The sequence below is a fragment of the uncultured Psychrobacter sp. genome, from assembly GCF_947500265.1.
Classification (GTDB): Bacteria; Pseudomonadota; Gammaproteobacteria; order Pseudomonadales; family Moraxellaceae; genus Psychrobacter.
In genome coordinates this window covers 1-14565 of record NZ_CANMRN010000002.1, presented here as the reverse complement: position 1 = coordinate 14565, position 14565 = coordinate 1, and the positions used below count along the sequence as shown (strand labels likewise).

Below are 14565 nucleotides of genomic sequence, written 5' to 3'. Positions count from 1 at the left end.
TAAGCTGAGTCGATTTATAAAACTAATATATAAGAATTATAAGTTTTAAATTACCAATCGTAAAAGACTTGATGTTTTGTTTATCTCAATCTTCATTAACGCCCGTGCTTATCATCGCCAGTTAAGAGTAAACCAATAGAGTGCACCTAACCAATCAAGCCTGCGTCAGTTTTACTACTACCTTTATATTACCTATAAATAATGTCATTGTCAGACATCTTTCAAAATAGAAATTAGCAATAAAAAAGAGAGCTAAGATAACCTTGGTAAAACACTGCAGTTTTTTGCGTTACTATTAAGAAATATAAGCGATTGCCCATGGCCTGCAATCGCTAAGTTAATGCAAAAACATCTAGTCAAGATAAAGGTTCTCAAGTACCATAACTGGATTTTGTTGTAATGATAATATTGGTGCAACGTAGAGCAATTTTTATCGATCCTTTTGTCGATAACTGATTCTAAAGATTGATAAAAATTGTGCGCGGTTGTGTTCTTTGTCTGAATTGTTGGTGAGTTATTATGTCTGCTGTCAAATCTGTACCGCCCAATCAACCAATTGCCAAAAAGTCATGGGGCGAGGCTACAAAAGCTTATCTCGATCCTCGTGTCATTATTATGCTGTTTTTGGGGTTCTCAGCGGGTATACCTATTCTGCTGATTTTCTCAAGTCTATCGCTATGGCTGAGAGAAGCAGGCATTGATCGTAGTGTCGTCACTATGTTCAGCTGGGCAGCATTGGGTTATTCGTTCAAATTTATTTGGGCGCCATTGATTGATGCGCTCCCTGTGCCGTTTTTGACCAAGTGGCTAGGGCGTCGTCGTAGTTGGATGGTGGTATCACAGCTGCTTATCGTGCTAGCGATATTTTTGATGGCAAGGGTAAATCCTGTTAGCGAAGATGTCTTAGTTTATATGGCAGGCGCGGCCGTTCTGTTGGGGTTCTCTTCTGCGACGCAAGATATCGTGATTGATGCGTACCGTATTGAGCTTGCACCGCCGTCTATGCAGTCTATTCTGTCCTCTATCTATGTGTCAGGCTACCGTATCGGTATGATTGTCGCAGGGGCAGGCGCGTTATATTTGGCTGATTATTTCGGCTCAAATGAGACGTTTTATAGTTATGAAGCGTGGCGCAATACCTATTACATCATGGCAGGGGTCATGACGTTAGGGGTGTTAACGACGTTTGCCAGTTATGAGCCAACCGCTGAGACCCTGCAAGGTAAAAAGCAAAAGGGTAACTTAAAAGTATTCCTGATTTATTCAGCGTTACTGCTTATCCCAGGCCTACTGTTTGGTGTTATTTACCTGATTAATATTTTGATCAATACAGTATTTGATAGCACAGTGGCCTTGATACCACTAATAATAATGCCAGCGATTAAATTTTACTTTTTAGCATTGGTCGCGTGCGCGCCATTATTATTGCTGTACTTTATTATCAATCAACCAAAAATCATTAACAAAGCTCCGTTGGTCGCTGAAACTCGTGAAGACTACGTCAGACTGGTAGCGTTGTTTGTATTTTCAGTGATTGCCTTTATCGCTGCTTACATATTGATGGGGCAAGTCCTGCCCGAGTTTGAAGGCGCTTTTTCTAGTTTCTTTGTAGAAACCTTGCATTTATTAGTAAGCCTAGGCGCGGCGATGGCAGCAGGTTATGCCTTGGTACAAGTAGGACTGGTGAAAAAAGAAGTGGCCATGGCAACATGGATCGAGCCTGTTTTAGACTTTTTCCGACGTTATGGCAAAAAAGCCCTGCTGCTATTAGCCTTGATTGGTCTATACCGTATTTCAGATATCGTCGCAGGCGTGATCTCCAACGTCTTTTATCAAGACATGGGCTTTAGCAAAACAGATATCGCTAATGCCGTAAAACTGGTCGGTGTGATTATGGCAATTGCAGGTGGCTTCTTGGGCGGGATTTTGGCTCAACGTTTCCGTATAATGCATGCCATGATGATTGGTGCAATTTTAGCGTGTGCGACTAACCTGTTGTTTGTAGTGTTGACGTATAACCCAGGTAGCCTGCCCATCATGTATATGGCAGTAATATTTGATAACTTGGCTGCGGGCCTTGCGAGCGCTGTATTTATCGCTTTCTTATCAGCACTGACCTCGATTCGCTTTACTGCTGTACAGTATGCGATTTTTTCCTCATTGATGACCCTGATACCAAAAGTAATGGGTGGTTATTCTGGTGCTATCGTCGATAATATGGGTTATCCGTTTTTCTTTATCTTTACCTTTGCTATTGGTATTCCAATTCTGGCACTGATCTACTTTGTTGATAGACATATTGTCATTGGTGATAATGATGATATCTATGGTGATGACAATAATGATGGCAGCGGTGGTAACGGGATAGGTGACAAACTAAGCAAAACCAATCCTAACCTGACCGATACCAAAGAGCCACCACGCGCATCAGAGTAGGCTAAACAGTATTTTACCTTTATTCATTCACTGTTTTCTAAGAGCTATCTATGACCATATCGACCATTCGTCAAATCAAGCAGCAGATTCAACAGCTAACGAATGGTGATACAGCTAATCAGCTACCGTCATTTTGGCTAACAGATTGGTTGTTGTATGTCATTGATAAGCCTGCGATAGCGTTGATGACTGATGAAGATTATCAGCTAACTGATAGTGAGGTCGCACGGTTCAATGATGGTGTGGTAAAAATGCAGCAAGGTATACCGCTTGCATATTTGACTGGTCAACAAGAGTTTTGGTCACTTAATTTTAGGGTAAATGAGCATACCTTGATTCCTAGGCCTGATACCGAGGTATTGGTCGAGCAGGTATTAAACTGGATAAACGCTCATTCAGCGCAACTTGGTAACAAACGATTGCTGGACTTAGGGACAGGGTCAGGTTGTATTGCGATCAGTCTCGCTCATGAGTTAAAGCACGCTAATTGGCAAGTCGTGGCGGTTGATTTATCACTAGAGGCGCTTAAAGTTGCCCAGCATAATGCCGTGAGCAATAATGTTGCTAATGTTGAGTTTGTCAAAAGCAGTTGGTATCAAGCGCTACCTATTTGCGATGAGCCGCAGTTTGATATCATCGTCTCTAACCCTCCCTATATTGACGAGACAGACGAGCATTTGGCAGGTCTAACAGCTGAACCGATTAGTGCGCTCAGTGCACCCAATCAGGGTTTGGCTGATATCGAGCATATCGTCCAGCAAGCGACGAAATACTTATGTACAGGTGGGTTATTAGCTATTGAACATGGCTATGATCAAGGTAATGCGGTTCGCAAGTTGTTTTTGGATAGTGGTTTTGAATCAGTGCATACTGTAAAAGATTACGGTGATAATGATCGCGTCACGCTAGGACAAATCCAATAGATAGTTTCTTGATAGTAGATTTCTTTGATTATAGGTTGTAGATGAATATGGTAGAGGAGATGGTACAGCTATCTGATGATGAGCTGCTGCGTTATGCTCGACAAGTTTTATTAGACGGTTGGGATATGGATGCTCAGCTGCGATTAAAGACAGCACGTATGGTCATAATAGGGGCAGGCGGGCTAGGTTGCCCTGCGTCTGAGACATTGGTACGTGCTGGAGTGGGGCATGTCCACCTGATTGATGATGACGAAATTGAGGCGAGCAACTTACAACGGCAAACGCTGTTTTTGCCAGAAGATATTGGTCAGTCTAAAGCATTGACCGCAGCGCACATGTTAGCGCGCATCAACCCTTTAATAAAGGCTCGCGGCACAGTCGTACGATTGGATGAAGACAACGCTTATGAATTGCTCGATATAGCAGCAGGCAAGCCTGACTTACTCTTAGACTGTACGGATAATTTTGCCACGCGCGATATTATTAATCGCATTAGTGTACGCTACCAAATCCCACTATTATCCGCCTCAGCGATTGCGATGCAAGGACAGCTAGCACTGTTTGAACCTCAGCTCGATACTGGTTGTTATCACTGCGTGTTCGGCTCAGTAGTACCTGATGAAGCCGCTGACGAACGTACGTGTGCCAATTCAGGAGTGCTAGCCAGTACCACTGCCATCATGGGTAACCTACAAGCCAATGCTGCACTGCAATACTTGGGATTAACCAAAAATCTACTGACAAACAAACTGCTCATATGGGATGGTAGTCAGATGCAGCAGCGGCTAATGGGCTATCGAAAAGACCCGCAGTGTCCTGTCTGTAGCAGTTCTATAGTCAACTCTCTATAAATTGGATACGGTGTCAGGCTTGCTTCGTCTACGACTTGTAGTACTTTCACGCGCATGCCTTGTATCCAAATTATATTGAACCGGCTATAACTGAGTAATCTGATTTTAACGCATTTTTATATTGTATTGCCTATCTTCAAACCTCCTTCTTATTACCATAGTTGTTTTTTATGAAAATTCATCGTCCGCATTTATTAAAACATACTTTTAATGTCATGAACCGTGTTCGCCAAACAGCGAGCGTGGCAGGTCTGTCTGCGCTAAGAGTGGCAAAAGGTGAGAAACCTGACGCGATGCTACTCAAAGAAACCTTTGAGCAGTTAGGTACGACTTATATCAAAATCGGTCAGTTCATCGCCAGTACGCCGTCACTGTTTCCGCGTGATTATGTTAAGGCTTTCCAGAGCTGCTTGGATCAAACCACGCCATTGTCTTATGCTTATATCGAGCAAGTGCTAAGAGAGGAGCTAGCGACTAATGGCATGACGCTTGATGATGCGTTTGCACATATTGACTCAGAGCCACTAGCATCAGCTTCTATCGCTCAAGTGCATGCAGCTCGTCTGCACAATGGCGATGAGGTGGTGCTAAAGGTACAAAAGCCTGGCGTCGAAACCATCATGCAGACCGACTTGGGTGTATTGCATGGCATAACCAAGCTACTTGAAATCCTGATGCCATCGATGAAATTTGCGAGTATTGCGCCGATTATCGATGAGATTCGCCTGCGTATGCTTGCCGAGACGGACTTTATCGCTGAAGCACAGAATATTCGCGATTTTCAGCAGTTCTTAGGGGTATCAGGCAATACTCGTGTCGTTGCACCAACCGTATATGAAGAGCTGACTACCAAGCGTGTGCTAACGATGAGCCGTCTCTATGGCGTCTCTATGGTCGATGAGTCACTCATGCGTCAATACTGTGCAGATCCTGCCCAAGTTATGGCAGATACTTTAAATACATGGTTTGCCAGTCTCATGTTATGCAATAGTTTCCATGCGGATTTACACGCTGGTAATCTAATGCTATTGACTGATGGTCGTATTGGATTTTTGGATTTTGGTATCGTCGGTAAGCTCAAAGCTGAGAGCTGGCGTGCATGTATGGGCATGATGCAAGCCATGCAAGACAGTGACTATCAAGCCATGGCTCGCCATATGATTGATATGGAGATGACGCATGGTGGCAATAAAGTCGATGTGGCTGCACTGGGGAATGACTTACAGCGTATGATGACAACCATCATGGCAGAAGATAAGACCTTTACCAGTGGTGTAGCTTTTAATAGTAAAGAACAAGCCGATGAGCTGAATAAAATGATGCTTGAGATTGTTGAGGTTGGTAAACGTCATGGCATCCATTTCCCACGCGACTTTGCTCTATTAACCAAACAGATGTTGTATTTTGATCGGTTTATGCGTACGCTAGCTCCAGATATGGATATGTTTAGCGATCAGCGGGTACAGATGCTAGGGCAAGATACAGTAGAGACACCAACGTTAGACGTATTATAGTTTTCGCTAATAACTTTATGCTGGCCTAATATATCTAATAACTTCTCTATTTCTGCGTTTATTTATTACTGCTTTTGACTGTCTAACACAAAGGATTGTGTGCTAATTGCCGCAAAAATGGCTCTGTCATGATGACTGCTTTTAAAAGCCGTATGATCCCGACGATTACCAATGAAGCTGCCATTGCCTGTATCGGTATGTACTGCATGGCAGTCGTTATGGGTTATGGCCGTTTTCTGTTTACCGCTACCTTACCTGATATTATGGTGCAATTGTCGCTATCAACGACGATTGCAGGCTGGCTGGCATCAATCAATTATATCGGTTACTTTATTGGCGCTCTTATCGCCATGTTTGTACCTCAGCGCTTGACATGGCAGGCGCTGACGCTGTGGACGATTATCAGTGTTGTCACCACGATGTTACTCGTCATACCAAATATGTCGCTCACGCTATGGTATATCATTCGCTTAATTGCAGGCATTGCAAGTGGCGTGGCGATGATTCTAAGCTCATCATTTGTGATTCAAACCCTCAGCCCTGAGCGCCGTTCTGTATTATCAGCAGTCCACTATGCAGGTATTGGCGTCGGCATTAGCGCCTCTGCCATCGTAACGTGGTGGCTATTAAAACTAGGCTATCACTTCGATGTAATTTGGCTAGTCGCAGGCGTCACCAGTTTGCCGCTTGTGTGGCTACTGTATGCGATAAAGCCAAGACAAGTACAGGCTGTTGATTCACAGCAGATTGATGCCAAACAACACGTATCAATACATCAGGCATATTTAAACTTTAAACGCTCCTTATATGAGGCCATTTCTGGACACCATAAAGCGCTTGCTTTGCTTTTTGTCAGCTACGTACTGGCAGGGTTTGGTTATATTAGCTCGGCGACTTTTTTGCCCGTTATGGCAGCACAGCGGCTAACGACACAGACGTATGCTGGATTAATGATTTGGTTGGTCGTTGGTATCTTTGCAATGTTGTCAAACCCTCTATGGGGCGCGCTTGCCAAACGTATCGGTGAGATAAAGACCCTAATGGGGCTGACGGTATTGCAAGCATTTGGGATGTGCTTACCGATATGGTTTGATGGTGCGCTTGGCTTATATGGCAACGCTGCGATTTTGGGTCTAACCTTCGTCGGTATGGTATCGATGACACTGACTTTATTTAAAAATATCAATCCTGCCTATTCTAATTTACTGATTGCTTTGGCAACGTTGGCTTATGCATTGGGGCAGTTTTTGGGACCTTTGGTGACAGTGGCACTGGCAGGGAATAATGGCAATTTCAATGCAGGCTTACTTGTCGCTGCTATTGGATTAATGATTGGATTTTTACTATTGGTATGGTTTCGTCGACAATCACCAACGACCGCTTAGATCGTCTAAACCACACTACGGCTAAATACTTCTCGTAATTCAAAACTGGTATGAACTTGGGCCACGCCTTCGATACGATTGAGGCGATGTAATAAAAACTCTTCGTAATGTGTCATATCACGTACTCTAACCTTAATCAGATAGTCTTCGGTGCGACCTGTGACAATACTACAGCTGATGACTTCCTCAAAGCTTTGAACTTTGCGTTCAAATTGCTCAAAACGTTCTGCCGTATGACGATCCATACTAATAGCGATAAACACGGCTAGTGGATAGCCAAGTTTTTGCGCATCGGTTTTGGTATGGTAGCCAGTGATTATGTTCGCATCCTCTAAGCGTTTGATACGACGTGCGCAAGGGGTGGCAGACAGGTTGACACGTTCAGCGAGTTCAGTAATGCTCATACGCGCCTGTGTTTGCAATAAGCGCAGTAACTGTCTATCTATCTCGTCTATATCTGCTGTCCCTGTACTATCAATATAATTGTCTGGCATTTCTCAAGCCTTAATAGTGAATTTATTCGATTATAATGTCTAAATTGTTTTTTTCCACTAAAATAACAGAAAATAAAGTAAAAGAAAGCAGGTTTCTCTCTGTTAAACTTTGATATTATTATGGTATGAACACTAGTTATCTCGTATGATAAATACTGATCTAATCAACAGCTAATCGCCTAGCTAAATATATAAATAACCATATCATCTAAGGATTGATTATGTCTGACCAAGCCACGCACATTGCAGCCACAGGGACTGCAAAGATTACACCAAAAAGTGCCGCTTTTGACTTCCGTAAATACCGTCCATTTGCATTTGCGCCATCGCTGCCAGATCGTACTTGGCCAAGCAAGACGATTGAGAAGTCACCGATATGGGCAAGTGTGGATCTGCGTGATGGTAACCAAGCACTGATTGATCCGATGACCATTGAACAAAAAATGCGCTTCTTTAAGACCTTAGTAGACGTTGGCTTTAAAGAGATTGAGATTGGTTTTCCGTCAGCGGCGCAGGTAGAGTTTGACTTTGCGCGTAAGCTTATCGAAGAAAACCACGTACCTGAAGATGTGACGCTACAAGTATTGGTACAAGCGCGCGAGCATTTGATTGCCCGTACTTTTGAATCATTAAAAGGTGCTAAACGTGCGGTTGTCCATGTCTATAACTCAACCAGCCGTGTACAACGCGAAAAAGTCTATGGCAAAGATAAAGCTGAAATCAAAGAGATTGCTATTACAGGTGCCAAGCTATTACAAGAATATGCAGCAAAGTATCCTGAGACAGATTGGGTATTTCAGTACTCGCCAGAGAGTTTTAGCCAGACAGAAACTGAATATGCCGTAGAGGTTTGCGATGCAGTGTGTGACGTTTGGCAGCCACAGCAGGGTCAGGAAGTTATTTTTAACTTGCCAGCGACGGTTGAGGCTTCTATGCCCAATGTCTTTGCTGATCAAGTAGAGTACTTCTGCCGCAATTTAGCGCAGCGTGAGCACGTGATTGTGAGCTTGCACACTCATAATGACCGTGGTTGTGCGGTAGCAGCAGCTGAGTTGGGTGTGCTTGCAGGCGCGGATCGTATCGAAGGCACATTGCTTGGTAACGGTGAGCGTACAGGGAATATGGATATCATGGTCATGGCAATGAACTTGTTTAGCCAAGGTATCGATCCTGAGCTTGATTTTAGCAATATGAGTGAAATCGTACAGGTTGTGAGCGAATGCAATAATTTACCATTGCACCCGCGTCATCCTTATGTGGGCGAGTTGGTCTTCACGGCATTTAGTGGCTCACATCAAGATGCTATCAAAAAATCTCTCGATTACAATGAAAGCAATCAGAGCGAAACGGATAACGTCTGGGACGTGGCTTATCTACCTATCGATCCTGCGCATATTGGCCGTAGCTACCAAGATGTGGTACGTATCAATAGCCAGTCGGGCAAAGGTGGCGTCGCATATATCTTGCAGCGTAACTACGGCTTTAACTTACCACGTTGGATGCAGATTGACTTTAGCCGTGTGGTACAAAAGCAAGCTGAAGCAGCCGCTCGCGAGTTGCAGAACGATGAAATCTTGCAGACCTTTGAAGATACTTACTTGCAGCAGGGCAAATTTGAGCTGCTAGATTATAGTGTTAACAATAAAGGCGGCGCGGTTTACTTTAGTGGTCAAGTGCAGATGAATAGCGACACTATTGATATTGATGGCACGGGTAATGGCCCATTATCATCGTTTATTGATGGACTTGCACAGCATACTGGCAAATCCTTGCATATTATTAACTATGCAGAGCATGCGATTAACCCGCATCATAACAGCGGTAATGGTATCGATGATGATACCAATAGTGATAACAAAACCAATGCCAATGCCGCCGCTTATATACAGCTTAATGTAGATGGCGAAGTGTATTCAGGCATCGGTACTTGTAGCAGTACGGTATCAGCCATGCTAAAAGGGGCATTATCAGCTTTTGCTCAAGCGCTAAACACAGAAGCTGCTTAGTGTTAAATAGTCAGTGATATCACGCAAAATTCTGTATGCTAATAACGCCATCGCTCCTTGTCTTTAGCAAGTAAAGCGATGGCGTTATTTTTTGCTATAAATACCTATGAAATTCCGACTATAGGTTTATGAGCAATAGCATAATGTTACTTGTGTTTTTGGTGTCTAAGACTTACGCTAATGTATATATTAAAACATTATAAATAAAAGGTTAATTATGGAACCTATCTCATTTGCTTCATTCACACTGGCATCTATTTTAGCCTCGTTGCCTGCGAATGGTGAGGCTATTACCAAGCCGACCATTACCACTCATATTAGTCCAGCCATTGCCGGACAGTGGGAAATAGACTTGGACAGCAGCGCTCATTCTACTCACGCCATGATGACCAAGGTAGCGGAAGCTAACCAGTCTGTATCAAATAGTGCGCAACAGCCTAACAGTTTAGAGCCTAAGGTAACGGCAGGCATGGACGGCGGCGTACTGACTCAAAGTGAAGAGCGGGTTCTAAACATTAAACCAACGACTAGTAATAACTTACTTGCGTCAGTTGGTCAGTCTAACCAGTGCCGCGAGCTATATAACTTTAGTGCGGATAATGAGATGTGGTCTGTCAGTGGCAAAGAGTGGACATACGGCCGCTATCTGGTCACCCATCGTGAAGAAGGGCTGCCAGTGATTGCGATTAAGACCGTTTATGATAATAATGAAGTAGACTGCTCAGGCAATCAGATCGACCAGACTGATGAAGCGTTAATTGCATTTATCAATCATGATGGCAACCAAATGCAATGGTGTGCTGACCCTGATGGTAACGAATGCTTCATGAACTTCAATAGAGTGTTGCCATAATTAAATATGCTCGTTGTACTTTATGTATGATTGATAGCTTATTGATGGCATAAAAAAACCGCTATATTGATAGCGGTTTTTTTATGTGCTGTTTTAATTAAAGTTACGACTAAATTATTTAATAAACTTAGCGAACTCTATAAGTATTTCAGCCTACGAGTCTTTTTTAGCTTTATTCGCAGTCAGCAGCTCTCTTTCAAGGTAATGAATGTTTTGCGCTTCACGAGTGAAGTTATCATCCGCCAAAATTACATCACGATGCAAAGGTATATTGGTTTTGATACCTTCGATAATCAGCTCATCAAGGGCATGTACTGTCTTAGCAATAGCTTGCTGACGAGTTTGACCGTGACAAATAAGCTTACCAATCAATGAATCATAATAGGTTGGTATCTCATAGCCAGGGTATAGATGCGAGTCAAAGCGAATGCCAGAGCCACTTGGTGTGAACAGTTGGCTGATAGTGCCTGGGCAAGGTACGAAAGTCGCTGCATCTTCGGCATTGATACGACATTCGATCGCATGACCTTGGATCTCAATCTCACTCTGACGATAAGACAGGCCGTAACCGGCAGCAATTTTGAGCTGTTCGACAACAACATCAATACCAGTAATCATCTCAGTCACTGGATGCTCAACCTGTACACGAGTGTTCATTTCAATAAAGAAAAACTCGTTATTTTCAAATAAGAATTCAAACGTACCAGCACCGCGATACTTAACAAGCTCGCACGCTTTTACGCAAGCTTTTAAGATTGGCTCACGTACATCATCTGGGATGTCAGGTGCAGGTGCCTCTTCTAGTACTTTTTGATGGCGACGCTGCAATGAGCAATCACGATCATATAGATGGATAGCATTACCATTACCATCACCTAGTACCTGTACTTCTACATGGCGCGGGTTTTGTAGATAGCGCTCCATATAGACAGTGTCGTCACCGAACCAGAGCTCAGCTTCTTGTTTGGCCGCTTGTACTTGACCAATTAGTTCGTCAAAGCGTTCAACCACACGCATACCGCGTCCACCGCCGCCAGAAGCCGCTTTAATCAATAGTGGAAAGCCGATATTGCGAGCTTGCTCTTCAGCATTATGCAGGGTCACAGCGCCAACTGAACCAGGTACAGTTGGTACGCCCGCTTTTTTCATAGCATTGATGGCAGAAACTTTGTTGCCCATAAGGCGAATATGATCAGCATTAGGACCAACGAAGGTCAATCCTGCTTCTTCTACTTGTTCAGCAAATTCAGCATTCTCAGATAAAAAGCCGTAACCGGGATGGATAGCATCTGCACCAGTAATTTCAGCAGCGGTTAAGATGGTATTGATATCAAGGTAGCTTTGGTTAGCATTAGGCTTGCCAATACAAATTGCCTCATCAACAAAGCGCAAGTGCATCAAGTTGGCATCAGCAGTAGAGTAGACACCTACCGTTTCGATACCTAGCGCTTTACAGGCGCGGACGATGCGCAGGGCAATTTCACCTCTGTTGGCAATGAGCAATTTTTTTATCATGGGTTCATCCTTGTCGAAGCGTCAGTCATTGACTGAGTTTCGATACATAGCATCATATTATTTAGCATTGACGCGGTATATATACCAAAAGTCAGCCATAATGAAATAAAGTATGGCAAATATCGTTACGCTTTATAGCGTATGACAGGTTGACCGAACTGTACGACTTCAGAGTTATCTACCAAGATTTCGTCAACAATACCACTTTGAGTCGCTTCAAGCGGGTTCATGATTTTCATGGCTTCGATAATACCTAAAGTATCACCTGCCTGAACCTTTTGACCGGCTTTCACAAATGGTGGATCATTAGGACTTGGTGCTGAATAAAAAACACCAACCATTGGTGAAGACTCAACGCTACCCGCTTTTTCTGCAGGTTTGCCTTCGACAGCGGCAGCAGGAGCAGCGCTCGCAGCTGGGGCAGCCATCATAGTTGGCGCAGGCGCGTCATAGTGACGAGTTAAGCTAATATGCTCGTCGTCAGAACTGATTTCTAAATTAACCAGTTCACTTTCTTCCATAAGGGCGATGAGGGTGCGTATTTTTTCAATATCCATAGTTTTTATCTGGCCTTGTACTAAATTCGAGAAATAGTGTAACTAAATATTGTCTAATTAATTGCTAATGATACCTAGATTCAGGGCAATGAGCAATCAATGTACAGTTGTTAACTGAGAATTTTTACATATTTTGACGTAAGCCATCTTTTTAGCAAGAAAATATCTACGATTTTTCATAGTCTGTATGATCAAATGACGTTAATGATAATCATAAAATGCAATCTATGAGCAATTGGCTTAACCCCATAGCATAGTTAAGCGTTTTTGCTGATAGCGTAGACGCAAAGTAAGTAAGATAGATGATAAGAACAAACCTGTAATTAACGCCATCCAAAACCCTTGTGCACCAACGTCAGTAAAACGCACTAGATAGACGCCAAGTGGTAGGGCAACTAACCAATAGCAGAAGAGCGTTACCCACATCGGTATGGTGGTATCTTGCATGCCGCGCAATATACCAGCGACGTTAACCTGCCAGCCATCAAATAACTGATAGGCGAGTGCAAAGATAAGCAAATGCATAGACTGGGCTCTGACCTCTGGGTTATCCGTGAATGCTGCTGCTAACTCAGGTCTAAATAGCCATATCCCAAGCATACAGGTCAAAGCGATCAATACGGTCCATACCAGTCCAGTAGCTTGCACTTGGCGAAGTGCTAATAGGTTTTTTTGACCAAATCGATTGGAGACCATGATAGTGAGCGCCATGGCGACCGATATCGGTATCATAAATAGCTGTGAGGTCACTGACAACGCCACTTGATGCGATGCTGTTGCCAGTTCACCCAAGGGACTGATAACGAGTGCGCCTAAGCTAAATAAACTGGCTTCGAAGAAGATAGAGATGCCAATAGGAATACCAAGTTTCAACAGTTTTTTAATCTGTGTACGATTGGGGCTAGAGAAGCCATAAAAAAAGCGCGTGCTCACAAATTCGCGACGTTTTGTGAAGCTAGTATAGACAGCCAATAATAGGACATTTATCCATAACACCAATGCTGTCGCCACCCCGCAGCCTGCACCGCCCATTTCTGGCATGCCAAATAACCCATGAATAAAAATATAGTTCAAAGGAATATCTGCAAGCAGGCCAATGATGCTAATGACAGTCACAGGCTCAGGACGACCCAATGCCTCACAATAACTGCGTAGAACAGCATATACAGCGAGCGCTGGGAAACCAAATGAGACACCATGTAAATACTGTGTCGCTATCGGCTGAATGTTCTCGGGGACACCCATAATGCCAAGAACATTGGGAGCCAAATTGACAATGATAAACCCGATAATGCCAATGACACCTGCGGTCCATAAGGACTGCTGCGTGATATGCGGCACTTGGCCGTGCTGGTCTTGACCAATCGCTTCACCAATCAGAGGCGTGGTTGCAATTAGCACACCTGTGGCCAATAAAAATAGTGGTAGCCAAATACCAGACCCAACGGCTACCGCAGCCAAATCAAGTGCCGAGACTTGACCTGCCATGATGGCATCGACCACGCCAAGTGCGGCTTGGCAAAACTGAGTGATTAAAATAGGGAGAGCGAGTACGCCTAAACGTAAGCTGTAGCTTTTAAAATCTTTGAAAGACAATGGAAAAACCATGGTAAGCAACTTTTTATTCTTTGCGGTAATTGTTATTAAGGTAGTTATTATTAATAAACAAACACTGCTATCAATCGACTAAGATTGACACAGCAAGGAGAGTGTAGTGCCGACGATAATACTCCGATAAATAATATGAGCAAGCTTATAATGTTGCATAAGTAGATAGACAGAGTATGAAAATAAAAGTAAATACACTAAAATAAAAATAACCCGTCGATCCAAGTAGTGGATTGACAGGTCATATACATAGTAAGATGGTAAAGAAGCCACACTATGATGTCAACGTTTTAGCGCCGCTATGCAGGCATTAATCTTAGGTTTTTTGTACTCTATTTCATAGCCAATAGCCAATAGCCAATAGCCAATAGCCAATAGCCAATAGCCAATAGCCAATAGCCAATAGCCAATAGCCAATAGCCA

The 14565-nt window shown here is 43.3% G+C and carries 11 protein-coding genes; 7 read left to right on the top strand and 4 right to left on the bottom strand.

Annotated elements, in window-relative coordinates; translation table 11 throughout:
* The first annotated feature begins 519 nt into the window (after window positions 1-519).
* From Q0788_RS02720 to Q0788_RS02700, 5 genes are all read left to right on the top strand, one after another.
* On the top strand, window positions 520-2436 hold the full coding sequence (locus tag Q0788_RS02720; RefSeq protein WP_298807695.1) for an MFS transporter: 1917 nt from the start codon (window positions 520-522) through the stop codon (window positions 2434-2436).
* Window positions 2437-2486: 50 nt separating this feature from the next.
* The gene (prmC, locus tag Q0788_RS02715; RefSeq protein ID WP_298807694.1) at window positions 2487-3359 is read left to right on the top strand and encodes a peptide chain release factor N(5)-glutamine methyltransferase; all 873 of its coding nucleotides are present in this window, start codon (window positions 2487-2489) and stop codon (window positions 3357-3359) included.
* A gap of 41 nt (window positions 3360-3400) precedes the next feature.
* Entirely contained in the window at window positions 3401-4210 is an 810-nt protein-coding gene (locus Q0788_RS02710; RefSeq protein ID WP_298807693.1) for a HesA/MoeB/ThiF family protein, read from the top strand.
* A 170-nt stretch (window positions 4211-4380) separates the two neighbouring features.
* A complete protein-coding gene (locus tag Q0788_RS02705; RefSeq protein ID WP_298807692.1) occupies window positions 4381-5724 on the top strand; it encodes an AarF/ABC1/UbiB kinase family protein in 1344 nt (447 codons plus the stop codon).
* A gap of 128 nt (window positions 5725-5852) precedes the next feature.
* Window positions 5853-7109: a YbfB/YjiJ family MFS transporter gene (locus Q0788_RS02700; RefSeq protein ID WP_298807691.1), complete on the top strand. Its 1257-nt coding sequence runs from the start codon at window positions 5853-5855 to the stop codon at window positions 7107-7109.
* Window positions 7110-7114: 5 nt separating this feature from the next.
* On the opposite strand, the gene Q0788_RS02695 is transcribed toward Q0788_RS02700, so the two are convergent.
* Window positions 7115-7603, bottom strand: a complete 489-nt coding sequence (locus Q0788_RS02695) for an Lrp/AsnC family transcriptional regulator (RefSeq protein WP_298807690.1) — start codon at window positions 7601-7603, stop codon at window positions 7115-7117.
* A gap of 221 nt (window positions 7604-7824) precedes the next feature.
* Between Q0788_RS02695 and leuA the strand changes: the two genes are divergently transcribed.
* Together leuA and Q0788_RS02685 are read left to right on the top strand one after the other, a co-directional pair.
* Window positions 7825-9609 (top strand): 2-isopropylmalate synthase, encoded by a 1785-nt coding sequence (gene leuA / locus Q0788_RS02690; protein ID WP_298807689.1) that lies wholly within the window; start codon window positions 7825-7827, stop codon window positions 9607-9609.
* Between the two features lie 217 nt (window positions 9610-9826).
* Window positions 9827-10462: a hypothetical protein gene (locus tag Q0788_RS02685; protein ID WP_298807688.1), complete on the top strand. Its 636-nt coding sequence runs from the start codon at window positions 9827-9829 to the stop codon at window positions 10460-10462.
* A 153-nt stretch (window positions 10463-10615) separates the two neighbouring features.
* Here the strand turns inward: Q0788_RS02685 and accC are convergent, their stop codons facing one another.
* The 3 genes from accC to Q0788_RS02670 form a co-directional block, all read right to left on the bottom strand.
* Entirely contained in the window at window positions 10616-11977 is a 1362-nt protein-coding gene (accC, locus tag Q0788_RS02680; protein WP_057759692.1) for an acetyl-CoA carboxylase biotin carboxylase subunit, read from the bottom strand.
* Between the two features lie 125 nt (window positions 11978-12102).
* The gene (gene accB, locus Q0788_RS02675) at window positions 12103-12534 is read right to left on the bottom strand and encodes an acetyl-CoA carboxylase biotin carboxyl carrier protein (protein WP_298807687.1); all 432 of its coding nucleotides are present in this window, start codon (window positions 12532-12534) and stop codon (window positions 12103-12105) included.
* Between the two features lie 240 nt (window positions 12535-12774).
* Window positions 12775-14142: an MATE family efflux transporter gene (locus Q0788_RS02670; RefSeq protein WP_298807686.1), complete on the bottom strand. Its 1368-nt coding sequence runs from the start codon at window positions 14140-14142 to the stop codon at window positions 12775-12777.
* Between the last annotated feature and the right edge of the window lie 423 nt (window positions 14143-14565).

Bases quoted from the DNA above. Each gene is read 5' to 3' on its own strand.
- accB (WP_298807687.1), bottom strand. From the start codon at position 12,534: ATGGATATTGAAAAAATACGCACCCTCATCGCCCTTATGGAAGAAAGT.
- leuA (WP_298807689.1), top strand. From the start codon at position 7,825: ATGTCTGACCAAGCCACGCACATTGCAGCCACAGGGACTGCAAAGATT.
- Q0788_RS02710 (WP_298807693.1), top strand. From the start codon at position 3,401: ATGAATATGGTAGAGGAGATGGTACAGCTATCTGATGATGAGCTGCTG.
- prmC (WP_298807694.1), top strand. From the start codon at position 2,487: ATGACCATATCGACCATTCGTCAAATCAAGCAGCAGATTCAACAGCTA.
- Q0788_RS02670 (WP_298807686.1), bottom strand. From the start codon at position 14,142: ATGGTTTTTCCATTGTCTTTCAAAGATTTTAAAAGCTACAGCTTACGT.
- Q0788_RS02685 (WP_298807688.1), top strand. From the start codon at position 9,827: ATGGAACCTATCTCATTTGCTTCATTCACACTGGCATCTATTTTAGCC.
- Q0788_RS02695 (WP_298807690.1), bottom strand. From the start codon at position 7,603: ATGCCAGACAATTATATTGATAGTACAGGGACAGCAGATATAGACGAG.
- Q0788_RS02705 (WP_298807692.1), top strand. From the start codon at position 4,381: ATGAAAATTCATCGTCCGCATTTATTAAAACATACTTTTAATGTCATG.
- Q0788_RS02700 (WP_298807691.1), top strand. From the start codon at position 5,853: ATGATGACTGCTTTTAAAAGCCGTATGATCCCGACGATTACCAATGAA.
- Q0788_RS02720 (WP_298807695.1), top strand. From the start codon at position 520: ATGTCTGCTGTCAAATCTGTACCGCCCAATCAACCAATTGCCAAAAAG.
- accC (WP_057759692.1), bottom strand. From the start codon at position 11,977: ATGATAAAAAAATTGCTCATTGCCAACAGAGGTGAAATTGCCCTGCGC.